This window comes from Rubripirellula obstinata, assembly GCF_001642955.1.
Lineage (GTDB): Bacteria > Planctomycetota > Planctomycetia > Pirellulales > Pirellulaceae > Rubripirellula > Rubripirellula obstinata.
The window spans coordinates 1-24,651 of sequence record NZ_LWSK01000014.1 but is presented as its reverse complement, the minus strand read 5'-3'; the positions used below and the strand labels follow the sequence as shown (position 1 = coordinate 24,651).

General features: G+C 54.7%; 18 protein-coding genes, 1 tRNA gene and 1 other RNA gene. 9 read left to right on the top strand and 11 right to left on the bottom strand.

Annotation, left to right across the window (positions count from 1 at the left end):
- Nucleotides 1-411 precede the first annotated feature (411 nt).
- The 6 genes from RC85_RS06440 (at nucleotide 412) to RC85_RS06415 (ending at nucleotide 10,977) form a co-directional block, all read left to right on the top strand.
- Nucleotides 412-2,391: a preprotein translocase subunit SecA gene (locus tag RC85_RS06440; protein ID WP_338060569.1), complete on the top strand. Its 1,980-nt coding sequence runs from the start codon at nucleotides 412-414 to the stop codon at nucleotides 2,389-2,391.
- A 4-nt stretch (nucleotides 2,392-2,395) separates the two neighbouring features.
- Nucleotides 2,396-3,301, top strand: a complete 906-nt coding sequence (locus RC85_RS06435; RefSeq protein WP_068260115.1) for an efflux RND transporter periplasmic adaptor subunit — start codon at nucleotides 2,396-2,398, stop codon at nucleotides 3,299-3,301.
- Nucleotides 3,298-4,851 carry an efflux RND transporter periplasmic adaptor subunit gene (locus RC85_RS06430; protein WP_068260112.1) on the top strand — a complete coding sequence of 518 codons (1,554 nt, stop codon included), beginning with the start codon at nucleotides 3,298-3,300 and terminating at the stop codon, nucleotides 4,849-4,851. Before RC85_RS06435 ends, RC85_RS06430 begins: the two co-directional genes overlap by 4 nt.
- A 16-nt stretch (nucleotides 4,852-4,867) precedes the next feature.
- Nucleotides 4,868-7,093 carry an HlyD family efflux transporter periplasmic adaptor subunit gene (locus tag RC85_RS06425; protein ID WP_068260109.1) on the top strand — a complete coding sequence of 742 codons (2,226 nt, stop codon included), beginning with the start codon at nucleotides 4,868-4,870 and terminating at the stop codon, nucleotides 7,091-7,093.
- A gap of 792 nt (nucleotides 7,094-7,885) precedes the next feature.
- Nucleotides 7,886-9,802: a TolC family protein gene (locus RC85_RS06420; RefSeq protein WP_068260106.1), complete on the top strand. Its 1,917-nt coding sequence runs from the start codon at nucleotides 7,886-7,888 to the stop codon at nucleotides 9,800-9,802.
- A 224-nt stretch (nucleotides 9,803-10,026) separates the two neighbouring features.
- Nucleotides 10,027-10,977: a TIGR03009 domain-containing protein gene (locus RC85_RS06415; RefSeq protein ID WP_235033149.1), complete on the top strand. Its 951-nt coding sequence runs from the start codon at nucleotides 10,027-10,029 to the stop codon at nucleotides 10,975-10,977.
- 161 nt (nucleotides 10,978-11,138) lie between these two features.
- On the opposite strand, the gene RC85_RS06410 is transcribed toward RC85_RS06415, so the two are convergent.
- The 3 genes from RC85_RS06410 to RC85_RS06400 all read right to left on the bottom strand — a co-directional run bounded on the left by RC85_RS06410 (nucleotide 11,139) and on the right by RC85_RS06400 (nucleotide 13,885).
- A complete protein-coding gene (locus RC85_RS06410) occupies nucleotides 11,139-11,399 on the bottom strand; it encodes an acyl carrier protein (protein ID WP_068260104.1) in 261 nt (86 codons plus the stop codon).
- 47 nt (nucleotides 11,400-11,446) lie between these two features.
- Nucleotides 11,447-12,709, bottom strand: coding sequence for a beta-ketoacyl-[acyl-carrier-protein] synthase family protein (locus tag RC85_RS06405; protein WP_068260101.1), 1,263 nt, complete (start codon nucleotides 12,707-12,709; stop codon nucleotides 11,447-11,449).
- A 186-nt stretch (nucleotides 12,710-12,895) separates the two neighbouring features.
- Nucleotides 12,896-13,885, bottom strand: a complete 990-nt coding sequence (locus RC85_RS06400) for an NAD-dependent epimerase/dehydratase family protein (RefSeq protein WP_068260098.1) — start codon at nucleotides 13,883-13,885, stop codon at nucleotides 12,896-12,898.
- Nucleotides 13,886-14,013: 128 nt separating this feature from the next.
- On the opposite strand from RC85_RS06400, the gene RC85_RS06395 reads away from it, so the two are divergent.
- Nucleotides 14,014-14,087 (top strand) — tRNA-Pro (locus RC85_RS06395).
- Nucleotides 14,088-14,535: 448 nt separating this feature from the next.
- Here the strand turns inward: RC85_RS06395 and RC85_RS06390 are convergent.
- Together RC85_RS06390 and RC85_RS06385 are read right to left on the bottom strand one after the other, a co-directional pair.
- Nucleotides 14,536-15,336 (bottom strand): MBL fold metallo-hydrolase, encoded by an 801-nt coding sequence (locus RC85_RS06390; protein ID WP_068260096.1) that lies wholly within the window; start codon nucleotides 15,334-15,336, stop codon nucleotides 14,536-14,538.
- A 243-nt stretch (nucleotides 15,337-15,579) separates the two neighbouring features.
- The gene (locus tag RC85_RS06385) at nucleotides 15,580-16,479 is read right to left on the bottom strand and encodes an SDR family oxidoreductase (RefSeq protein WP_068260095.1); all 900 of its coding nucleotides are present in this window, start codon (nucleotides 16,477-16,479) and stop codon (nucleotides 15,580-15,582) included.
- 174 nt (nucleotides 16,480-16,653) lie between these two features.
- Between RC85_RS06385 and RC85_RS06380 the strand changes: the two genes are divergently transcribed.
- Nucleotides 16,654-17,892 carry a S1C family serine protease gene (locus RC85_RS06380; RefSeq protein ID WP_068260094.1) on the top strand — a complete coding sequence of 413 codons (1,239 nt, stop codon included), beginning with the start codon at nucleotides 16,654-16,656 and terminating at the stop codon, nucleotides 17,890-17,892.
- Entirely contained in the window at nucleotides 17,885-18,916 is a 1,032-nt protein-coding gene (locus RC85_RS06375) for a PDZ domain-containing protein (protein ID WP_068260091.1), read from the top strand. The genes RC85_RS06380 and RC85_RS06375 overlap by 8 nt, the downstream gene beginning before the upstream one ends.
- On the opposite strand, the gene RC85_RS06370 is transcribed toward RC85_RS06375, so the two are convergent.
- The 6 genes from RC85_RS06370 to ffs all read right to left on the bottom strand — a co-directional run bounded on the left by RC85_RS06370 (nucleotide 18,879) and on the right by ffs (nucleotide 24,361).
- The gene (locus tag RC85_RS06370) at nucleotides 18,879-19,343 is read right to left on the bottom strand and encodes a hypothetical protein (RefSeq protein ID WP_157593888.1); all 465 of its coding nucleotides are present in this window, start codon (nucleotides 19,341-19,343) and stop codon (nucleotides 18,879-18,881) included. The genes RC85_RS06375 and RC85_RS06370 overlap by 38 nt on opposite strands.
- A 76-nt stretch (nucleotides 19,344-19,419) precedes the next feature.
- On the bottom strand, nucleotides 19,420-20,223 hold the full coding sequence (locus tag RC85_RS06365) for a hypothetical protein (protein WP_068260085.1): 804 nt from the start codon (nucleotides 20,221-20,223) through the stop codon (nucleotides 19,420-19,422).
- Nucleotides 20,224-20,239: 16 nt separating this feature from the next.
- Nucleotides 20,240-20,950 carry a class I SAM-dependent methyltransferase gene (locus tag RC85_RS06360; RefSeq protein ID WP_084422399.1) on the bottom strand — a complete coding sequence of 237 codons (711 nt, stop codon included), beginning with the start codon at nucleotides 20,948-20,950 and terminating at the stop codon, nucleotides 20,240-20,242.
- Nucleotides 20,938-21,867 carry a hypothetical protein gene (locus RC85_RS06355; RefSeq protein WP_068260079.1) on the bottom strand — a complete coding sequence of 310 codons (930 nt, stop codon included), beginning with the start codon at nucleotides 21,865-21,867 and terminating at the stop codon, nucleotides 20,938-20,940. The genes RC85_RS06360 and RC85_RS06355 overlap by 13 nt, the downstream gene beginning before the upstream one ends.
- Before the next feature lie 488 nt (nucleotides 21,868-22,355).
- Nucleotides 22,356-24,191 (bottom strand): DNA polymerase III subunit gamma/tau, encoded by a 1,836-nt coding sequence (dnaX, locus tag RC85_RS06350; RefSeq protein ID WP_068260076.1) that lies wholly within the window; start codon nucleotides 24,189-24,191, stop codon nucleotides 22,356-22,358.
- Between the two features lie 75 nt (nucleotides 24,192-24,266).
- Nucleotides 24,267-24,361, bottom strand: an RNA gene (ffs, locus tag RC85_RS06345) — signal recognition particle sRNA small type.
- Between the last annotated feature and the right edge of the window lie 290 nt (nucleotides 24,362-24,651).

Here is a 24,651-nt window from a genome sequence, read left to right as displayed (position 1 = left end):
AACGCACCTTTTTTTGTCTTTAATTTTTTTGTCTAAATCCTTCCCACCTCCTACCTGCACCGGCCAGCACATGACGCCTTATGGTGAAAGTTAGACAAAAAAATTAAAGACAAAAAAATTGGTTGCTTGTAGGCCGTAGCGAGCTTCTAGCGAGTTACGGCACTTTGCGCACTGCCGTAACTCGCTTGAGGCTCGCTACGGCCTACTTTAAGAACCGCAAAAAGCTACGGCGATCACGAACGCACCTTTTTTGTCTTTAATTTTTTTGTCTAAATCTTCGCCACCTCGTGCCTGCATCGGCCAGCAAACCATGCCTTCTAGTGAAGATTAGACACACAATCTGGGAGTGACGGGATTTGGGGAACCGGATGCACTTTGCATCGGTTCGGGCTGCGGGGAGTTTAACGATTGGTGGGGGCGCGATCACCGCTGGCTACCCGCAGTGTCGATGACATCGGAAGAACTGTGTCATTCGTTTCCGCCGGTGCATTCCGTCTTTTGTTCAACCATTTCTTTTCGTCATCTTCGCTCGCCTCACGGGAGAAAACTCTCGTGCAGGACGTGCGTGAACGTATGGTGTCGCTGTCGAAGCTGACCACCAACGCTCTGGTCGGCGAAACGAATGCACTGCAATCGGATGGATTCAGTTTTGATTCCTCAGTCGTGAAACACGCCGCCATCATCGATGCAATTGCATTGATCAGCGAGGCGGTCCGACGGGTGACGGGCATGACGTACTACGATGTCCAATTGTTGGCCGGTTACAAACTGGCCCAGGGGACGATCGCCGAAGTGCAGACCGGGGAAGGCAAAACGCTGATCACTGCGATCCCGGCGTTCTTGTTTGCTCTTCATGGTCGCGGCGTGCATGTTGCAACCACCAACGACTACCTTTCGCGGCGTGATTACGAAACCACTCGCCCCGCATTCCGCCTACTCGGACTAACCACCGCTCATCTGGACACCGACCATGAGAATGATGCCAAACGAGACGCCTATCGTTGCGACGTTACTTACGGACCTGGTTATGAGTTTGGTTTCGACTATTTGCGAGACCAAATCCAGCGTCGCAAAAGTGATGCACGGCATCTGGGCGAACGTTTTACTGAACAACTTCGCGGCCAACGGTTCACCACAACGCAAACGGTTCAACGGCCCTGCGCCTTCGGCATCATCGACGAAGCCGACAGCGTTCTAATCGATGAAGCCAACACTCCGTTGGTGTTGGGTGGCCGCGAACCAGGTCCGCAAACCGATCCAGAGCTCTACGCGATCGCGGATCGGTTTGCAGATTCGTTGATTGAAGGCGAGGGCTACAAAATCGAATCAGGCGGAGTGATCGTGGTGACCGAGCATGGCAAAACGCTCGCACGAAAAGCGTTTGAATCACTGCCCAAACGAAAACTGTCACGCAGTTGGACGGTTCTTGTTCAAAACGCATTGAAAGCTCGCATCGGATTGGTTCGTGATGTTGACTACGTCGTTCAAGCCGGCGAAGTGATGATCGTCGATGCCAATACGGGACGGATTCACGAAGAACGCCGGTGGCAAGGCGGACTGCACCAGGCGGTCGAGATTGCCTGTGGTTTAACACCGTCGGCCGACACCCTGACCGAAGCCCGGATCACGCGTCAGCGTTATTGCCAGTATTACGACCGGCTTTGCGGATTGACCGGAACGGTGGGCGATAGCTCGGAAGACTTTCGCGAGTTCTACAGTTTGGACGTCAGCGTGATTCCAACTCACCGCCCATGCCAGCGAACGACGGTGCCGTCAAAGTACTTCGCCAACCACGAAGACAAACTGCGATACATCACCACCGATGCCCGAACGCGTCAATCGAACGGACAGCCAGTATTGATCGGAACACGATCGATCTTGGAAAGTGTCGCGGTCGCGAACCATTTTTCCGATTCGGACATTCGTGTCTTGAACGGAGTTCAGGACGAAGCCGAGGCTGATATCATCGCGCGAGCTGGCGACCCCGGTTGCATTACGATCGCGACCAACATGGCGGGTCGCGGGACAGACATTGCCGTCGGCGAACAAGCAACACATGCTGGCGGACTGCACGTGATCGCCACCGAACACCAAGATTCGTCTCGAGTGGACCGCCAACTGGCCGGCCGCGCCGCCCGACAAGGCGATCCAGGTTCGGTTCAATTTCTAGCCTGCCCCGACGACAAGCTGATCCAGGATCACGATCCCAAATTGGCCGAGCGTCTCTCGTCAATTCAATCGCGGGCTGGCGTTCACGACCAAGCCTTGGACAGGGCGATCAGTCGGTTGCAACACAGCCTCGGCAACCAACGCTTTCAGCAACGCCGCCAAATGGTGTCACGTGACGCGTGGCTCGAAAACATTCAAAACACACTCGCCAAAACCGGGTAGAACCATGCACGTTCGTTTCATCAACTTGGCAAGGACCACGGCTCTTGCTGTTACGTTTTTCGCCGTCACTATTTTTGCTGGCACCATCATCAGCGGCGGCAACGCAAACGCCGATTCGTTTGATGCGTTTGCTGAACCTGTTCAAACGATTCATTTGTCTGCGTCAGAACCAGGGCGAATCGATGAAGTTGGCGTCAAACGTGGAGATCACGTTCGAAACGATACGATCGTGATGCGGTTGGATTCCAAAGTTTTGGAAGCGTCACGTGAAATCGCAAGACTGGAAGCAGAAAGCACCACGCAAATCGATTCGCTGAACATCGAATATGAAATCAAACGCAATCGTCACGAACAAGTCTTGAAGTTGCTCGGCAAAGGCGCAGTCAGCCGGGAAGAAGCCAGACGTAGCGAAGCGGATGCAAAGATCGCCGAACTGAACCGAGATGCGGCGATCGAAAAACAAAAACTTGCTGCTCTGCGTTTGGTTGAAATTGATGGACGCATCGAACAACGATGTGTTCGCGGTCAGGTATCCGGCTTAGTCATCGATGTGCTGCGTGAACCGGGCGAGTATGTTTCCACCGCAGATCCACACGTTGCAACGGTAGTGGTGCTGGACCAATTGCGATGCACATTTTTTGTTTCTACGGCAGTCGCTGATTTGTACCGAGCGGGCGAATCGGTCGACGTCATGATGGAACGCACGGGTGCATCGGGTGAACGCAGGGTCGCTGGACAAGTGGAATACATCGCTGCCGTGACTCAGGCCGATAGCGGACGAGTCCGAATGGATGTTTTGATCGAGAACAAAGATCGACAACTACGCAGTGGCTTGCGGTGCCGTTTCGATTCCCCGCACACTCAAATTTCAAATGCCCCCGCCTTTGAAAACGGAAGGTTGAAACGATGACATCCAGAAACGCAAATCCCGTAAATCCACCGGTGCTGGGCACACCATCAACCTTCACGACGGTGTCGGGAAATCCGGTTGCCGGACGGCGCGTTCACGCGTCTCATCAAACCGCTCAATCACACGATGACACCAAAGCGGCAAACGATTCATTGATTCAGATGCGGCTGCGTTTGGCTGATGCAACGGGACAGGTTCAGAACGCTGGCTGGTTGGTTGAACTGTTGCAGACTTTGGCGGCCTGCGATCGGTTTGCATCGGCCTGTCATGAATTGACCTCACAAATGCATGCTCATTTGAATTCCGTTCGAGTGGTTCTGGGATGGCAGGGCAATCGTTCGCGGCAAAGCGTTGTTTCAATCTCCGGTGTCGCAAATCAGGACAACCAGTCCGAAGAAGTGCTGCTGTATCAGTCGTGTTTGGATGAAGCGATCACGCGCGAATCGTTGGGCGTCTATCCGCTTTCCAATCGTGATCCGGCCGCGAGTAAAGAAGACACGTCATCGATGCTTTCACACAAGCAACTTGCGGGTCGGGATCGCGAGGTCGTGTCGGTTCCTTTGGTGACCAAGCATGGAATCACGGTTGGTAGCTTGCTGGTGATTGGATCTCGTGGTCAGTTGGCGTTACAACCAAGGTCGTTGGACTTTGTCGCTGCATCGGCTTCGCCCATCGCCGACGTTTTAATGAGTTGCGAACGATCCGAAGGCACGCGGTTAACGAAGTTGGTTCGTTGGTATCAATCATGTTCGGCGGCGAAGCGAACGGTCGTGTTGGGCGCGTGCGTCGCGGCGTTTGCGGCGGCCTGGATTCCCATCGACTATCAAGTCGCTGCGCCATCGGTCATTGAACCGGTGGAGCGTCAATTCTGTGTCGCACCGCACGACGGTTTGCTGCAAACAACATTGGTGGAACCCGGTGATGTGGTCACGGCGGATCAAACGGTCGCATCGATGGACGGGCGTGAAGTCCGCTGGGAATTGGCCGGGTTGGTTGCCCAGCATCGACGCGCCGCCAAGCAACATGACGCTCATTTGGCTGCGCACAAAACGACCGATGCGATGCAAGCTGAATTGGAAATGCAACGGCTGCAATCGCAAATCGATTTGCTAAGTCACCGAGAAGAGAACCTGACGTTGACGGCACCGATCTCGGGAATCGTTTTGTCAGGCAGCATGGATCGAAGACAGAATTTTCCGGTCGATCAAGGACAAGTGCTGTATGAAATCTCGCCGTTGGATGAACTTCGGATTGAACTGAGTGTCCGCGGTGACGATGTTTCTCATATCAGCGAAGGCACCGACGTTGAAATGATGTTTGCGGGTTTTGGTAACGAAACATTTGTTGCCATTATCGAAAAAATTTGGCCGCAAAGCGAAGTTCGCGACGATCAAAACGTTTTCGTCGCCGAATGTGTTCTTGCCAATGCCGACGGAAGACTTCGGCCCGGGATGAAGGGCAGTGCCAAGATTCGTGGTGCCAAACATTCAATCGGTTGGGTGTTCTTGCATCGTGCTTGGGAACAAGTTTGCATGCGGATGCCGTGGTAGTTTACGGCCGACAATTATGAATCATCCTTCACCAAACGATTCGCTTGCAGCCGACCCGATCACGGTCGAAGTGATGGGGATGTGTCCGCAAATTCGTGACGATCTGCGAATTACCAGGCACATTGATTCGGGGCAGATTAGTTTTCTGATTGAAGATCCCACCTCGGGCCGATTCTCTCGGTTGGGCGTTGCTGAATACACGTTTGTGTCGCTGCTTGATGGGCGAACCACGGTCGCTGAATGTTTGTCCGCGACGGCGTCGAAGCATGGACTCGATGCACTGGACGAATCCGATGCCATATCGCTGGTCGGATGGTTGGTCGAATCGGGGTTGGCCCACACGGTGACGTCGCAGTCGGGATCACGGGTCGCGCAGTCGCAGCAAAAAGATCGCGAGCAGCAGATTGCCAGTGCCGCTAATCCGATGTTCCAAAAAATACCGCTCGGGAATCCTTCGCGGTTCGTCAACCCGATCGCAGGTTTACTGAAACGCGGTTTGGCGAATCAGTGGTTGATGTTGATTGGCGTGGTTGTCGGTGTGGTGTGGTTTGCGATTACTTGCTTGGCCGTTGTTGAGAATTTCAATTCGTTTTGGGCGGCTAGTCGAAATGTGCTGGCCAGCGGTAATTGGATGTGGTTGGTCGCGACTTGGTTGATTGTCAAAAGCGTCCACGAACTTGGGCACGCGGTTGCTTGTCGATGGTTGGGCGGTCGCGTGGGGGAAGCCGGCGTGATGATGGTCTTGTTCATGCCGCTGCCGTACGTCGAAGTCAGCAGTTCCTGGGCATTCCCAAACAAGTGGCATCGAATTCTAGTTGCCGCCGCTGGAATGATCGTCGAAGCGGTTCTTGCCAGTGTTGGCATTTGGGTTTGGATGCACTCGACCGACCCGCTGGTCCAAATGCATGCTCGTAACTTGATTGTCACCGCAACATTCACGACGGTTTTGTTTAACCTAAATCCGCTGATGCGATTCGATGGCTATTACATGTTGTCGGACTATCTGGAGATGCCGAATCTTTCCACCAATGCGACTCGCTGGTTGTCGTATGTGCGGCAAAAGTATTTGTTTGGTGCCAACGTGACTCGTCCGACTTGGCCCGAAGGACGTGTCGGGTTAGTTGCGGCTTACGCGGTCGCCGCATTCGTTTGGCGGATTTTAATTTGTGTTTCGCTGGCCATGGCTGCGACCGGTTTGTTCTGGGGTGCGGGCATTCTGTTGGCAATCGTGGCGATCGGATTCTGGACAGGAAAACCGCTCGCTCGCTTTCTTTCAAACTGGAACGATCCCATGCGAATCAATCGTTGGTACTTCAAACGAATCTGCCTTGGATTGTCGGTTGTGTTGATTGGCGTCCTGGTCATTCCCTATCAGCGCCGTGTGATGGCACCGATGGTCGTGACGTTGGACCAACCGACGGAAATTCGTGCGAGTGTCCGCGGATTCGTGCGTGAGATATCGGTGGTGCCGGGTCAGGCGGTCGATGTGGGCGACGTGCTTTGTCGATTGGAAAACAAAGAATTGGAAATCGACTTGCAACGTTTGGGGACAGAGATCAGCCAATCGCGCCATCGACAACGAGTGCTTCGTCGAGAGCGTGCGTTGGTGGAATTGGAAATCGAACGAGCCAATGAACTTGCCATGCAAACACGCCGCGGCGAATTACAAAACCGCATTGATGGCTTGTTGGTGCAAAGCCAAGTTAGCGGAACAGTGATGCAGTCTGACTTGGTGGATCAGTTGGGAACGTTAGTAACGGCTGGCAAACGATTGTTCGTTATCGCTGATCCGGATCGCATCAAGTTGGTCGCGATGATTGGTCAAGACGATGCGGTGACGCTGCGGACGCGAGATCAGTTTTCGGCGGACGTATGGATCGGCGGACAAGGCCGTGTGATCGACGAGATCTGTTTTGATCATTTGAAGCCTCGTGCGACCCGAGATCTGGCGCATCCGGCGATGGCAAGTGCGTTGGGTGGTCCGTTGTCGGTGTACTCGAATCCACAGGCCAAGAATGTCAACGAACAATGGAAGTTGGTTCAGCCGCGTGTCGTCGCGGAAGCAAGGTTCGGTTCCGATCAAGCCGCTGATCAGTTGCTTGGCGGCATCGAACTGCGTAGTGGCCAAACCGGCACCGTACGTTTTTCGCTTGGCCGGCGGATGGTGGGCCAGATCCTGGTCGACGACGTGATGCAGTGGTATCGCAACGCATCGCCGATCGCCGCGATGGCATCGCGTTAGGAACTGTCCTGAAACAAGTTCCGTCTTTGGCGAAATCTATCGTAGCTGGGCCCGCCAGGGTTCAGTCGGGTACAGCTAGCAGTCCATGTCAGCTCAATCTTCGGTTAGGAGGTAGCGGAAGTCGCGTAGACTTTCGGCGTCCCCCTCGTAGCCGAAACTCTTGGCGAGTTCCGCTACCCGAAAATTGAGGTGACGCGGAATACTAGCAGTGAACTGAACCCTGGCGGGACCAGCTACGGGAAAACCGGGAAGTTAGTTAGGGACAGTTCCTTAGTGCGTCCACTAACACTTGCACGAAATTATCTGCCGATTGCCTCAAAGACACAGCGACCACCGCGATCTTTTGTCGCTATTTTTTTTGTCTAAATCCTCCCAATGTCGCGTTTCAACCAGACAGCACACCACGCCTTCTGGTGAAGATTAGACAAAAAAATTAAAGACAAAAAAATTGGGAGCATGAAGGCTGTGTGGAGCGATTCGACACGCGGCATCGTTTTCCGGAACGCTAAGGCGAGCAGCAGGCACGGTCTTACCGTAGTGGCCGAACTAATCTGCCAAGCTTCTTAATGAACCAACTTTCGGAATCTTTCCGAATGAAGCGATTGGGATGGCGCAAATAAGTTCACTGCGCCCGAGCGAGAGATCGTTCCGATGCTAGCAAAGCATTCGGTAGCGTTCTGCGCTACCGGCCTCCTCCCCCCCACTCACCAACGGAATGGTGCCTTGCTCCCTCAACGGCCTCAAACTTCGTGCGCACCTGCTGAAACGAATTCTCACAAATCAGCCGCACCTTTGACTCGCAAACCATCACGACTTCGCCGATTCCTTCGATGCGGCTTAGCTGTACTGATCGTTGGTGTGGCCGCTCCCGCAGCAACGCAGAATGCGTCAGCTCAATCGGCCTCGTCGTCACTGTCGCCCGACTTGGCCGCGATGCAACAAACGCACGCCAACCTGGAACAGTCCTTTACCCCATCCGTCAACGTTCAGTACGACGCGGGATGGTGGACGCCGTTTGTGGCCGAACCGCTCAACGCGGAACTCACCTCGATGCCACTTCGCTTGGAAGACGCGTTGATGGCGACGCTGCAATACAGCGCCCAGGTTCAAGTCTTCAGCGACCTGCCGTTGATTCGCGAAACCGCAGTCGTGGAAGCGTCCGCGTCGTTCGATTGGCACCAATACCTCGATTCCCGCTGGGACGACGTCAGCGATCCGATCGGCAACACGCTGACCGCGGGTGCCGGCATTGACCGTTTCAACGATCATAACCTGACCGCGCGTGGCGGAATGCGAAAACGAACTCGCACCGGCGGCACCTTCGACGTCTCGCAACAATTCGGATTTCAGGACAACAATTCACAATTCTTTGTTCCCGATCCGCAAGGCACCGCGAGATTGGTGATGGGATTCACTCAGCCGCTGATGCGTGGCCGTGGCCGACGTTACAACGAGAGCTTGATTTGCCTGGCCAAGATTGACCAAGAAGTCGCCAGCGATGAATTTCGTCGGCAACTTGAATCGCACCTGTTGGAAGTCGCTCGATCCTATTGGGCGTTGTACTTGGAACGTGCCGCGTTGTTCCAGAAAACCAATTCCTACTTGCGAGGCAAAGCAATCTATGACCGCTTGGCTGCCCGCAGTGAATTCGACGCCAACGCATCGCAATTGGTCAGTGCCGAAGCCGCGATCGCATCACGTCACAGTGATTTGGTGCGTGCCCAAGCTGCGGTTCGCAACGCACAATCTCGCCTTCGTTCGCTGGTCAACAATCCGGCCTACGCCGACGTTGAATTGCTGCCCACCGATGCACCATCGTTCGTTTCCAGTTCCGCTGACCTGCAAGAATCCGTCGCGATGGCGATGCAGAATCGGCCGGAAGTGTTGCAGGCGATCAAGCAGATCAAATCGGCTAGCATCCGCTTGGACATGTCCAAAAACGAATTGATGCCCGTGCTGAACTTGGTCACACAAACTTACGTTGCCGGCTTGGCGGCTCAGGGCAATGCGGTCCAAGCGTTTGAAAACCAATTTTCGATCGGAGCCCCCAGTTACGGAATCGGTTTGCAGTACGAACGCCCCGTCGGCAACCGGGCCGCCAGAGCTCGTTTGCGTCGTCGCAAGTTGGAAGTTCGGCAGATCAGTAACCAGTACAACACGACGCTGGAAACGATTCGCCACGAAGTCGCCGTGGGTGTTCGCGAATTGCAGACATCGATGACAGAATTATCAACCAAGCAAGCCGCCATGCGAGCTCGGGCGGCTCAGCTTGACGCGATGACGGCTCGCTGGGACAGCCTGCCTGGCGACCAAACCGACAAAGCGCTGTCGTTGGAAAACTTGTTGATCGCACAAAACCAGCTCGCCGGTGCCGAGTTTGAATACCTGACGGCTCAACTGACCTACAACCTGTCGCTGGTCAATCTAAAACGAGTGACCGGATTGTTGTTGCAGAGCGAGCGTGTTGATATCAGCCGAATTTGCGAATGCGGTTTGCCGCGAAATGTTCTCAGCAAAGAACCCGACTATTCGATTGCCGCCACCGACATGATTGACAGCGACATGTTGGATGCGCCGTTCATGCACACGATCGAATCGCCAAGCGACACCGGTACGCTAACGCAACCTGTTGCTGACGAAGGCACCCTGGATTTCTTCGACGAAAATTCAATGGATCTGCAAGACGTCGATTTGATGGAACCTAGGTAGACACCCCAATCGGCAGACGTTCTACGCGCCCTGCCGTAACTCGTTTCACTCGCTACGGCCTACTTTGATGGAACGACGGGATCTAATTGGCTTTCTGACCTTTCGCTGATTGGGTTAGCCTTGTTACAAGGGCAGGACGCGGGCGAGGGAAGGAACCTTTGCCCGGCGAGTTTCACGCGTACCCACACAGGCGCTCACGGATGATGCGATCGATCTTGACTAGTATGTTGGTCTTTCTGGTTTCCAGTTCAGTTGTTGCCCAGCAAGCTGGAACACAGCAAGCCGGAACACAACAAGCTGGAACACAACAAGCTGGAACACAACAAGCTGCAGCTCAAAACGGAAATGCAAACGCCGCTGGGCAAGCGCCCTTTGGCGCGATCTCTCCGGCCGCCCAACAACAGCTCGATCAAGTCCTGCAAAACTGGCAAAACCAGAGCAACGGCACCAAAACGTTGGACGTCAAGTTCCTGCGTTTTCATTACGACGCCGCGTCAGCTCCCTTGGGCGTGCCCGCCAATAAATCGCAAGGCATCATCAAGTATGCCGCGCCTGATCGCGGCCTGATTCGTGTCGAACAAATTGTTTTCTACGCTGGCATGGTTGCCGCAAAACCTGACTTCAAGCCGGCTGCGGATCGCTTCGGCGAACACTGGGTCTGCAACGGCAAGCAGTTGATCGAATTTGACCGCAACGCAAAAGAATGCCGGATCCAAGATTTGCCACCGGGAATGCAAGGCAAAAACATTATCAGCAGCCCGTTGCCGTTCGTGTTCAATCTGGACGCGGCTCAACTGAAACAACGCTATTGGGTTCGCCAAACGCAAGCTCCCGCACCCGACGTCATCCTGTTGGAAGTTTGGCCGAAACGCGGCGAAGATCGAGCCCAATACAAGATGGTGCAGGTCGCTCTGGAGGCCAAAACGTTCCAACCCAAAGCCTTGGTCATGTACGCACCCAACTTCGACGCAAAACTTGCACCGGTTTGGGATCACTACGAATTCCAAGAAGTGAAGCGCAACAGCCTGGCGGATAACTTCCAACGTTTCGTGACCCGGAATTTCATTCCCGAAAAACCACCATCCGACTGGAAAATCCTTCGCGAAGAATTTGCCGTTCCAGAGGAACCAGCGGCACAGCAAGCCGAAGGTCCAAACGGCCCCGCGAAGCGATAAGACGTAGCATGCGACATGCCCGTAGCTGATCCCGCCAGGGTTCAGTCGAGCTTGAACCAATCGTGAACTGAACCAATGGTGGCCTGAACTAATCGTGGCCTGAACTAATCTTGCACTGAACCCTGGCGGGATCAGCTACGTTCAAACCGATCCGTGCCCGGCTACGCCTTGACGATGTCCTTCATCTTCGGTTCAAGGTAAGTCACCGTCGAAGTCATGCTGGCCAGGTTGCCGTAATCCTCTTCTGGAATTTGCACGCGGTGGCGTTTTCGCAATTCCATCACAATGTCCAAGAAATCCATGCTGTCCAATTCTAATTGGTCGCGGAAGGCTTGGTCATCATCCAGGTTGTCCATCTCGTCATCAGGCGAAATGTCTTCCAGGATGTCAATGATTTCATCGCGAATTTCAGCAGGCGTCATTCTTTTTCTTGCTTGTCGAAAGGTGTATTTGAAGGGTGACCCAAAAGTTAATTCATTCGCCCAATGATAACGACTGAATTGATTCCCAACATCCCGAACGAATTGTTCAAAATATAGTCCACTCGTTTTGCCTGCTGCGACTCGTTCAGCACCAAACCGGGCAGAGCACATTCGGGATCAAGGCTGTCCACATTGATTGTAGGGTGAACGACATGATCATCAAATGACGCCAAATTGCCGGCCAATTCCAACGCCCCAGCCGCACCCATCGCGTGGCCAATGTATGACTTGGTGTTGTTGATCCGAGTACTGCTGCACTCGCCAAAAACGCTGCGAAGCGCCTTGCATTCCTGCGAATCACCGCTGGACGTGCCGGTCGCATGAGTGCTGACAATGTCGATCTGGTCGGCGTTCAAACCCGCTCGTTTCAGAGCCATTTCAACGCACTGTGCCTGCCTTTCCGGATTGGGCAACACAAAGTCGGTCGCGTCCGTGTTCATCGCGTACCCAACCAACTCGCCGTAGATCTTTGCATCGCGTGCTTTTGCATCGCTAAGCCGTTCCAACGTGTACAGGCATCCGCCTTCGGCAACGACGATTCCGTTTCGGTCCATGTCAAACGGCCGCGACGCTTTCGAGGGATCTTCGTTGGTGGCCAAAGCGTTCTGTGAATTGAAACTGGCAAAGATTCCAAACGTGTGAATACTCTCGCTAGTTCCGCCCGCGATCGCCAAATCACATTCGTTCAAACGCAACATCTGGGCACCCTGGATCAACCCAGCGTTGCCGGCGGCACAGGCGGCACCGATCGTGTAATGCGGCCCGGTGATGTTCATGTTCAACGCAATCTCGCCCGCCGGATTGTTGGCGACTGTGCGAGGATTGTGGTGATGCGACCAGCAACTGGTGTCGTAATCAAATCCCTTAATCACGAAAATTTCGTTTTCGGTTTCGACGTTCCCGTGCTCAGTCACACCGACGTAAATGCCGACGCGTGACTTATCGAAATTGTCCCAATCCAGCCCGGAATGTTTGACGGCTTCGTTGGCCGCGTAACACCCGACGCTGCCCGCACGCGTTCCACGACGCAGGTCTTTTTTGGTTTGATAACGCTTGTTGTCAAAGTCGCAGACGCCGGCCAGAGTCTCGCCAAAGTAGCGAATCTCATAAGGACGAACGCCGCTGCGACCCTCCAACAGAGCCTCGCGATACGAAGCCCAATCGTTGCCGTTGGGCGCGGTCAATCCGACACCGGTAATCACGATGCGTTGGTTGTCGGGTAAATCAGAAGCCAGGTTGGGAGCGATCACAGTCGAGAAAAAGCCTACGTGCGAAAAGGCAAAGTTTTTAAGTGCAAAACGGTTATCGGCCTGCCGGATTGCATATCCGCTGGCAATTCAAAAGGCTAACAATCCACACCAAAACCCGCAATGTCTCGGCAGCGATTCCGAGCGATCGATTTCACCGACAAATTCCTAGAGCCCGCAAAGCCAGCACTAGAAGAATTCACCCCGCAACTGATCCAAACCCTCCGCCATGCTGACCCGGACCCGATACCCCAACCGTTCTTTAGCCGCGGAAATGTCAAAGTAGTGATCCTTTGCCAACTGAGCAGCCACAAAACGCGTCATCGGCGGCTCAGATTTTCGCCCCGTGATGCGATAAGCCGCTTCCAAAACGCTTCCCAACCGAAAGGCGGCCGAAAACGAGATCTTTTTGTTCGGCGGGGCCACGCCAGCGATCTGACAAATCTGCGCAATCCAATCCCAGCAATTCACCGGTTCATCCTGAGCAATAAAATAGGCCCGCCCAGCCGCCTGATTCGTCGATTGCGTTAACGTATCCAGCGCATCCAAATGAGCCGCCGCAGCGTTGACCACATGAACAGTATCCACCCGATTGGTCCCGTCGCCAACGATCCTCAGCCGCCCGCTTTTTGCTCTGGCGACGATTCGGGGCAGCAAATGTGGGTCGCCGTTTCCCCAAATCAGGTGAGGTCGCAGCGAAACGGTCCGCAGCCCGCCCGGTTTATCCGCCGCCAAAACCGCCTGCTCCGCCAGTGCCTTGGTCCGGGGATAATGACACAACCAGTGGTCTGGGTACGGCTCGCGTTCGTCCACATTCCGCTGGTGATCGCCCGAAAAGGTCACGCTGGGACTGCTGGTAAACACCAACGAACCGATCCCCGAGCCCTGGCAAGCCTCAATCACATGATCCGTCGCGACCTTATTGTTTCGCTCGTAATAGCTCGCCGGCCCCCAAACCCCGGCCACCGCCGCAGTATGGACGACCGCGTCAATGTCGCGGATCGCCGACCGCACGAAATCTCGTTCCGCCAGATCCCCACGAACAGGAATCATCCCCAACGCGGCCAATTTCGGGTAATCGCCACGCGACACACCGACCACCTGGTCGCCGCGGCCGATCAATTGCCGCACGATCTCGCTACCCAGGAATCCGCCGCAACCGGTCACTAAAACACGCATGATGACCAGAATGACGGTTGTGAGGCCCCGATGAAAGGACCTCAAAAAAACCTTCCCAAACGAACCTTTCGCAAAACCGATCCGTCAGCTATTCTGCCGCACGTCGGCAAAAAACCGATTTTCACAATCGGGGCGTAGCTCAGCCTGGTAGAGCGTCTGGTTTGGGACCAGAAGGTCGCATGTTCGAATCATGTCGCCCCGACTTATTAGTCGCCGCATTTCTCACGAAGTGCGAGCGGCTTTTTTTGTGGGCTGACAGATCGCATCGACTTATTTCGTCGCGTTTAGATAATCAGATGCGTTGAAAACGCCGCAGGCAGGCTAATCGGCTGGTGGTCCTAGTAGTCCATGTCAGCTCAATCTTCGGTTAGGAGGTAGCGGAAGTCGCGTAGACTTTCGGCGTCCCCCTCGTAGCCGAAACTCTTGGCGAGTTCCGCTACCCGAAAATTGAGGTGACGCGGAATACTAGTGGATCCTGGCCGTCGGGCATGCTGCAGATCTAAGCCGAACGTTCTCTATCGCGAGGCGGCTGCCGAAAGTGGTGATGTCCAGCTCGGACCTGCCCGTAGCTGATCCCGCCAGGGTTCAGTCGAACTCGACCCGATGCCAAACTGAACCCTGGCGGGATCAGCTACGTTTTAAACCAGGTTTCAAGAAGGCAGTTGAAGTCCTTCGGGCAGCGTACCGCTGGCGACTTCGTCATCCCATTGGTCCATCAACGGCCAACGTTCGGCTAGCGTTCCAAAGTCGGCCATTTCCAGATAGCCACGCACTCGATCAATCGTCTTGTTCATGAACGCTTTATCGTTACGGAACATTGGGCCATGACTTGGTGCAAGCCAGTGGACATCGCTATCGCGGATCCGTTCTAGCGATCCAACAAATGCCTTGATGTCGCTGCCATGGTGAGCGTCAATCGCACCGATGCATCCGTCGCGATAGATGTTGTCACCGCTCAGTAAAACGTCACCGACTCGGAACGCCAACTGGCTGTCGGTATGCCCTGGCGTGTGCCAAACTTCTAATTCGATGCCGCCCACTTTGATGACATCACCATCGTTGACCTGATGCTCGATCGTGACCGGCGGCATTTCTAGTTTCAGATTCTGTGCCTCGATCTCAGCCAACGTGACCAGCGTGTCGCCGGATTCCAGCGGTTTGACCGCGTTGGGATGGGCGGTCACGGTGGTCTTTAGAATCTGCTTTAGCTTTGCCAGTCCTTGGATGTGGTCCACATCGGCATGCGTGGCAACCAGGGTCTTGCACTGCGAAAGAGGGAAATCAAGCTGACGGATGATCTCAACGAAATCCTCCACGGTATCTTCGTATCCGATGTCGATCAGCAACCATTCATCACAGTCGTAAATCAAGTACACGTTGCAGCCCAAAACTTCACCGGCTTGAAAATTCAGTTCGATGATTCCGGGGAAGATAGGTTTTCTTGTCAGCATATTTTATAAAAAAATGAACTAGGAACAGCAAACGAGAGTGGTGATCGACGGCGAATTGTAGGCCAGGATGCCGGGGCTGTCGATTCGATTGACTCCACTGCCAAGGGCAACTCTCTTTTCGAATCTGGGCAAGCTCTTGTGAGCCACCGGCGGTAACGCCTCGAGCATTTCCATCAGCCCGGCCGCTTACGCGAGTCCGCGGCTCGCGTTCCAATTTTTAAAAACTGATTAACACTTGCTTCATCACGCTTCGGGTTTCAGTACATCCGCCAGGCCTTCGCGATGGGTTGGGAATTGAAGCTTGAAATCCAGGTCTTTCTTCATCCTGCGATTCCAGATTCGTTTATTGGTCTCGCTGCGAAATCGAACGGATGCATCTTTATCAGGATCGATAAAAGTTGGGGATGCGGCGTGGCATAGGTCTGCGATGTGTTGATAGAACATTCGCCGGACGACCGGTGCGTCGTCGCTAATGACGTAAGTGTGATGACCATCGCCTGGTTGTAACTGCCAAGCAGCCATCACGGCGCTGGCTGCATCATCGACGTGAATCAGGTTTAGGTAGCCGTCGGCTGGCGAGGCGATTGGCCGACCGGCGATCACATCGGCGGCTCGTGGCACGCGGCCGGGGCCGTAGATTCCGGACAACCGCAGCGTACGAAAGCCCGTCGGTCCAAGTTTTTTGCGTAGCAATGCCTCGGCTCGCAAGTGTGCTTTACCGCCGTCGCGTGTTGGCCGAGTTGGCGACGTTTCGTCCACCCAAACGCCGCCGGTTTGGTGGTAAACACCGGTGGTGCTGATGTAACAGAACTTGGTCTTGGCGGCACTGCTTGGATCAATCCGCAGCGCATCGATCAAGTTGCCAAGCCCGCCGACCATCGCCGTATCTCGATCGATCTGGCTGCTTCGATCATAGGCAACGGCGACCAGAACGCGGTCGATCTTATCGAGTTCTCCTATCGATCGAATCAACGAAGAGCGATCCGTCCAGTCGCACTGGATCGGATGAATCCCGTCTTCGTAAATAGACTTCATTTTTTGCGAATTGCGAGTCGTCGCATAAACGATGTCACCGTTTTTTTTTGCCAGACTGGCGACTCGTCGCCCCAAATACCCATATCCAACGACAAGGGAGCGATTCATTTGGCTGTTCTCTTCGTTAGAATGTAATTTCAGGGTTTCTGTCACAACCGGCTACAATAAAGCAGGCCCTGCGGAGGTTACAATGAGACATCGCAGGCGACCAGCGTTTGCACTTTTCCAAGCCGCCGTTATCGTTGTCGTCGATTCATTTCTCTCATCCCAAGAGCCAGCCCCTTGCACCAATCGCGACTCATTGATTTGGTCAATCGCCTTGCGATCATCGGGTCGATGATGATCGCGATGTTCTTGGGCGATCAGCTCGTGACTTGGGGGCAAGAACTGCACCTCGAACGAACCGATGTGCTGACCCAACAACCACTCGGGCAATCCATGCCGGATGTGCGATCGAGTGGGCCAGTTCTGGGTTCACCGGCTTTGGGTTCACCGGTTCCGGGGTCACCAACGCAGGTCGCTGAATCAGTCCCGATGTCATCATCCGTTGGAATGGAGGCCGCGTCGTCGGACACCGGTCGTTCGCAATCCGAGGGGACTGAAATCGCAGTGCCCAGCGAACTGCAGGTTCTGCTCGACCGCGGAGGCGAGCCCAACACGATCGAACAGTTGCGGTTGCTGGAAAAACAGAATCGGTTGATCGCCGACAAAGCGGCCTCCTGCACCGTCAGCGTCCAGATCGGTCCGGCGCAAGGTTGCGGTGTGATCATCACCGAAAGTGGATACATCTTAACCGCAGCCCATGTTGCGATGCGGCCGGGGAAAACGGCAAAGGTGACGATGTCTAACGGTCGAGTCATCTTGGCGAAAACTTTGGGCATGAATCGACGAGTGGACGCTGGCCTGATGAAAATCGATGCTGGCCAAAACGGGAATACACCTTGGCCTCATGCATCGCTCGGAAAAAGTGAATCGCTGATGCCGGGCATGTGGTGTTTGGCGACCGGACACCCAGGCGGTTACGACGCTTCCCGCGGACCGGTGCCCCGAGTGGGACGAATTCTGCGAACTCGTTTGGGTGCCATCGAAACCGATTGCGCACTGATTGGTGGCGACAGCGGCGGACCATTGTTTGACATCGCAGGTCGTTTGATTGCGGTTCACAGCCGGATTGGAAATGACGTCACCGAAAACTTACATGTGCCCATCGATTTCTACGGAACATCTTGGGACAGGATGCAGGCGGGCGAAGCTTGGGGGTTCCTGCCCGGGTTTCGTCCTGTCATCGGAGTCCGCGGCCCTGATTCGTCTTCGGTCACGGTTTACCCGGACTCGCCAGCAGACGATGCTGGAATCCAAGACGGAGACTCGATCGACCAATTCGGTGATGTCGTGATCCATAGCTTTGAAGACTTAAAAAAAGCCGTGGCCGATACCATGCCGGGCGAACGTGTTGCTGTTTGGATCAGCCGGGATGGAAGTAGCTTTAAGAGAATCATTGAGGTTGGCCGCGATGAATGAGTTGGAAGTATCGATGCAAAAGCGATGGATGACTGCGTTGTTTCTCGTCGGCATTTTCGTGTTGTCGCCGTCGCTGCCAGCTTCGGCAGATGAACGTCGCGACAGTGCGGCGATGACGCGTTTGATCGCTCCGATCAGTCAATCGGTAAAGAAGTCAGTGGCGCAAGTCGTGACCGGTGGTCGTCCGGTATCGCTGGCAACAGCCGTGTCGTCAGACGGTTATCTGCTAACCAAACGAAGCGAGCTTAGCGGAGACCCGATCAAGGTCCGGCTGTCCGATGGTCGAATGTATTCGGCGCTCGTGTCCGCGGTTCGCCGTTCGCACGATCTCGCTCTGCTAAAAATCGATGCCGATATTCCGCTAACGCCGATCGAATTGACCGATTCCAGTCCACCGGCGGGCAGCTTCCTGGTCAGCGCCGGCCGCACGGGGCGTCCCATCGGTTTTGGTGTGCTGGGCGTCGCCGCTAGGCGGATCGATCATCAAGGAAGGTTGGGCGTTCGGTTGTACGACGACGGCAGTGGGCGTGCGGTTGTGCGACAGGTCGTTGAGAACAGCGGTGCAGCGGATGCCGGTATCGAACCTGGCGATTTGATTGTGGCGATCAATGGTTTGCAAAAACGAGGCCGTGACAGTGTCGTTGAAATGCTGGGCGGCATGTTTCCTGGCGAACGAGTGCGGTTGAAGGTTCTGCGTCCCACGCCGCTGTCGGGCAACCTGGTCAACCTAAAAGTGATGGAAATGCAGGCCAGCATTCGAGACTTCAGTCAACTGCGTGAGACCGAGAACGATACCAAAGTTAACGGCCCACGAAGCGTTCGCCTTAGCGGATTTGACAAAGTGATCCAGCACGACACCGTCTTGGACCCTGACCAGTGCGGTGGGCCAGTCCTCGATTTATCCGGCCGCGTCATTGGAATCAATATCGCTCGCGCCGGCCGCGTCGTCAGTTACGCGTTACCATCATCGTTGGTGATGACCGAACTTAGCAGCATGCTGCAAGAAGCCCGTTCGGCACGGTGAAGCCCTGATGTAGGCCGGAACAAGCTTTGCGCAGTTCCGGCAATCCAACGTAGTTCAATGCAATTGCCGGAACTGCGCCAAGCTTGTTCCGGCCTACAAGATCTGCAAGAAGCCCGGTCGGCTCAGTGAAGCATTGATGTAGGCCGGAACAAGCCTTGCGCAGTTCCGGCAATCCAACGTAGTCCAATGCAATTGCCGGAACTGCGCCAAGCTTGTTCCGGCCTACAAGATCTGCAAGAAGCCCGGTCGGCACGGTGAAGCCCTGATGTAGGCCGGAACAAGCTTTGCGCAGTTCCGGCAATCCAACGTAGTTCAATGCAATTGCCGGAACTGCGCCAAGCTTGTTCCGGCCTACAAGATCTACGAAACGCGCGGGGCGATGCCCGGCGCCGTGAAGGGTTTCTAAATTGTTTAACCGCGTGGGCATCGCCCCGCGCGTCCCCGCGGAATGAAACGCGCGGGGCGATGCCCGGCGCGGTTAAACAGGCTAGGATCGGTTGCTTTTAACCGAAGTCGCCGCGTTGGATCAGCACGCCGGGGATGTCTTCGCGTTTCTCTTTCAGTTGCCCGTCGTCCATGACTTGAGAAACGCGGTCAAAGCGAATCGCTTGCAACTGTTTACAGGCATTGCACTGCAACACCTCGGCATCGAATCGCGGGAAATCGGATTCGGTGCATTCTTCAAGCGTCAGCAATTCTTCTGGTTTCAATTGATTGGAATTGGTTGCCAACAACGCCTCGGTGGGCGTCAATCGCATTGTTTCAAACGGTTCGCACCAATCGCCACAGTCTTCACAAAACACTTCGCGATCCGTCGATGACCAACCGGCCATCGTCAAGCCAATCAAGATCGCACCGGATTCAACCGCAGAAATCGCCCACTGCGCCAGACCGCTGGGTTGCCACCATCCCTGTTGATTGATGAAGTAAACAGCGTTCCCCAACGCTACTGGATTCGTGACCAAATCGACCAATGAAACCTGGTCCTCGAAAAGTGCCTTGATGAAAAACAGCCAAGCGGAGTAAACGGCAACCAGACCACACGCCAAGCCAAGCAGCGCCATTGCGATCGGGCTTCGCGATTTTCCAATTCGGGCAAGCGTCGTCAACACAAAGCTGCTGGCTAGAATGAACCCGCCCAAAAACAAAATGTTGACGTACCCGATCACAGGGCACCAAACGACCAAGTACGAATACGCGGCAGCCAATGCCGCGATGATCGGCATCCCCAAAAACAAGACTAGCAACGGCGCAAAACCGATTCGCCCCGAATGTTGATAGTAAAGTTCGCTTGCTGAATTGCTCATCGTTTTCCTTGCACCGCTATTCGAGTTTTGCAGACGCCGTTTTAGATACCCGCCGCTTGTAGATTCTAGCAGTCATCATCTTAAAGTGATGATCCTGTTGCTGCTGGATATCCCAGCCCAGGTCGCGAAGTTTTTTTGGAACGTCAACAAGCTTGCGGTTTCGCAGTCCGGTTTGCCATGCGAAAAACTGGTGCATCATCCACAGCATCCATTTTGAGTAAAGTCGCGGGATTGACTTGGACGGTTCGCAGAAATCGACGAAGTAAAATTCACCATCGTCAGCGATCGAGCCCAGGATCATCGGCAGCAAGCGATCGAGCGAGTCGCTGTCAAAGCAATCAAGAAAAAACGCAGCCACGACTGCGTCGTATTTTTGGTTGAAATGGTCGGGCAGCGTCGCATCGCCTTGGATGAATTCGACTCGTTTTTCGGCTCCCACGTCGCGGATGCCGGTTCGTTGTAACTGCAACATTTTGGGTGACTGTTCAATCGACGTGAACTTGGCTTGGATTTGCAGCCGAGTGAGTTCGGTCAACAATCTGCCGTCGCCATCACCTAGCACCAGAATATGCTGAGCGTCTGCAAGTTCGCCCGCAAGCGATTTCCGGGCTCGCATCAGAACGCCGCCAAACGCAACGCGTTCGATCAATCGATAGACCGATGACAGCCGATCGTAGCCGGCAATGCTCGCACGTGTTACACGCTGGGCGTCGTCTAAATTAGCCACGGCATGCACAAAAGCGGTGGCAGGAACAATGCCGAATCTGCGACGAAGCCAGCGGTTAGCCTACGATCCAAATAACGCTGAATCGAAATTCGACGATTCAGTTTGGAAGTGAATCGAGCAAACGAGACGATCGATAAAAACGCAAAGCTGATCGAAAGCAGGCAGCCCGCAACCCAAGGTGCACACCCCAACCAAACGGCAACCCATGATGCGGCGGCAAAGCTGGCCGTCAGTGCGATTAGAATTCCGCCCGCGAATGATCCATCTTGATTGATCCAGCGACCGGGCAGCGAATCAAAGCCTTGGGCGCGATCTGATTCCAGTTCGCATGCAGCTACAAAAATGCAGTTGCACGCGAACAACACCCAAGCAAGTCCGACCGTCACTAGCATGGGAATTTGTTTTGACGGCTCTGCGAACACGCCCGGCCACGTTACCACGCTGACTCCGCCGGCAAAAAGAAAACCGACCTGCACTTCTTTGGGGATTCGGTGAAGCGGTGTTTCGGCGAAGTGAACTCCGGCTCCATAAACCAGGACTCCCGCCGCCAAGCCGATCCCTAGCACCTGAATCGAACCGTCAATGCCAAAGCAGACCACCATTGCATCAACCATCAGCAAGATCATCCAGGTGATCGTCAAGCCGCGGCGGTGCCGAAGATGGAATTGATGCCGATAAGTTGCCGGGCCTTGGACATCCATTCGCGCGGCATCCAACAGTCGATCAGCACAATAGACCAGCCAAACCGTCAGGCCGAGCGAAACGCTTTGAGCAATGGTCGGAGCCCGCTGGGTGAAGTTGATGCAAAACACAAATTGCCACAAAATAGCCACTGCGACCGCGTCGAGCGAAACGGCGTTGATGATGCGTGCGAGTTTCGCCACCGGAAGATTGGTTCGCCAAAGAAACGAAAACACTCCGTCAAATTGTTAGCCGGAGTAAAAAGCTGTTCCCCAATAAACCAAAAAAATGCACAGCCCGCCATAAGAGCGAACTGTGCACCGGAGAGTAGACCGACGTTGAATGAGAGCTGCCGGACGTAGGGTCACCTGGAACAGGAGGAATAAAGTTGGGAGACCCCCAATAACTAAAGACTCCAGTAACGCATCTATCATGCCAACAAAACCATGCTTGTTGACAAACCTAACGTAGGCCGGCAACAAGACGCGTTTCGCGGCGCAGTTCTGGCAGTTTCGCTAGTGATTAGCCAGAACTCCGGCGAGAGTTTTCCGGCTTCCAACCAGGCTCAAGCTCTCAACAGCGATCGCCAAAAATCTCACCCTGAGAATGCAGTCTCAAATACCGGTGCAGGCACCCTAATCGGATCGCGATCGGTAGGCCGTTTTGGGCGGAGCGAAATACGGCAAGGTTCGATAGTGCCGTGCCCGCATCCCTCAAACCCGACTCATCCGCGTGGACGATCGATCCTCATGATCTCGGCATCCAGCATTTTGACGCAGGCTTGAATCAGCGGATTGGTTTCGATGTCTTTCATCCGCTGCATCTTAGAAGGCCCTTTGGCAACGACTTCCGCGACCTTGGGTTTTGGTTTCGGAGGAGCAGCATGAAACTCAACAGACATCGGCATTCCGGCGGCCGACGAAAGCTTTTCGGTCAGCTCACCAATGTTTTCGGGCGCTTCGCTGCGACGCATCGCCAAGCCTGCTTCCGCCGGGTAAACCAAACGCAAATGGCCCGGTCGCAATGGCTCAACCGCAATCACGCTGCGGGCCAACGTCGCCGTCATGCCCTCGAATTGCTCCAAGCTTTCTTTCCACAAAGCGTTGGCTTGGTCCTGGGAAAGATTTGTCTTGTCGCCAAGTGTTGCGGATGCAGCCACGGCCTCAGGCGGTTCGGTTGCCGCGGGCTTTGCCGATCCATTGTTCTTCGCAAGCGGCGGATCTGATTCAGAAGACGACTCGGCAACGACCATCGTTTTGGCCACCATCGGAGCAGCCGCCATCGTTTCGGCCGCCGCCGGTGCGATTGGCGGATCAAGACTTAGTGGCTGCTTTTTTTTTTCCGCTGCGGGTTTCTTTCCACGCACTTGGCCGGACGCAGCAGCCAAGTCGGCGATGTTTTGCAGATCAGGCAGATTGCAAATCTGAATCAGTGTCGCTTCCAACAACACTCGCGAATAAACGCTGTGGCGAATACGGACCAAGGTTTGGTCAACCAATCCCACCACAGCCAAAACGGTTTGCAATCCCCAGCGACGACCAAGTTCGGCGAGATCGCTTTGCATCGACGCCGAAGTGTGGCGAAGCAGCGACGGTTCGCAGCCGACCGTGACCGCCATCAGGTCGCGGAAATAGCCAAGCAATTGTTCGGCAAGGCGTCCCGCATCGACACCGGCATCGATCGCCGAATCAATCAGCTTCATCGACAAGGCGGAATCGCGATCAGCCATCGCCGTGGCCAATTCGTGCAGCCTCGCATCGTCCGCCGTTCCGAGCATCGAATGAACGGAATCCGCGCTCAGCTTTCCGTCGCTAAAACTTAGCACTTGTTCCAACAGCGACTGGCTGTCACGCATGGACCCGGCGGCCCGGCGTGCGATCAGTTCCAACGCTTGTTCGTCCGCTTGCGCACCTTCGCAAGCGACAATCTCAGTCAGCCGCTGAACAATTTTTGCCACTTCGACCGGGGCAAAATCGAATCGCTGGCAACGGCTGAGGACCGTGATCGGAATTTTTTCCGGGTCCGTGGTGCAGAAAATAAACTTGACATGCTCCGGCGGTTCTTCCAGCGTTTTTAGCAGCGCGTTGAACGCGGCACCGGTCAGCATGTGAACTTCGTCGATGATATAAATCTTGAATCGCGAACGACTCGGACGCACACCCACGTTGGCTCGCAACGAACGGATTTCGTCGATGCCGCGGTTGCTGGCACCATCGATTTCAATCACATCAACGTCTTCGCCTGAATCGATCGCTTCCGCGACGTCGGACTTTGGATCTGGGTTGGCCGTCGGGCCGCCCGGATCGTTCAGCGCTTTTGCAAAGATGCGGGCCGTACTCGTTTTGCCGACTCCGCGTGCCCCCGTGAACAGATAGGCATGACCGACGCGAGAAGTTTCGATCGCGTTTTTGAGTGCTTGGCCGACATGTTCTTGGCCGACCAGTTCGTCAAAACCCTTGGGGCGGTATCGCCGAGCGACAACGACATAACCGTCACTGGACGCATCGCGATCATAGCTAGCCTGCCCAGAATCACTTTCGGAATTCGATGGTGAAGGCATGTGAATGCTTGCGATAGGTTTTTATGAGCGAATTTAGCCGCGAATTCGGCACTGGCTGAATGAAAAAACTTGCTCGGGGGAGGCGACCCTCACACAAAGCTACACCGCTTATGGCTGCTCCAGTTAAGGCCTGACCAGGTTCACGACTTACAGTCGCAAGGGCCGCCACCCTCAAACAAGTTCGATTCAGATCATAATGTGTCGCAGCGTTTTCTGGTAGCTGCTGTCGCTAGAAAACAGGGTGCGATTACTTATCCGGCGTCGCTCGAAACTTACCGCCGAAGGCCACTTTGTAGGCCGTGTGGAGCCTTGGTCCCGGAAAACACGTACTAGTTCGTTTAACCGCGTGGGCATCGCCCCGCGCGTCGCGCTGGTTCCACCGCGCGCGGGGCGATGCCCAACGCCGTGAAGGGTTTCTAAATTGTTTAACCGCGTGGGCATCGCCTGGGCTGATGAAAAT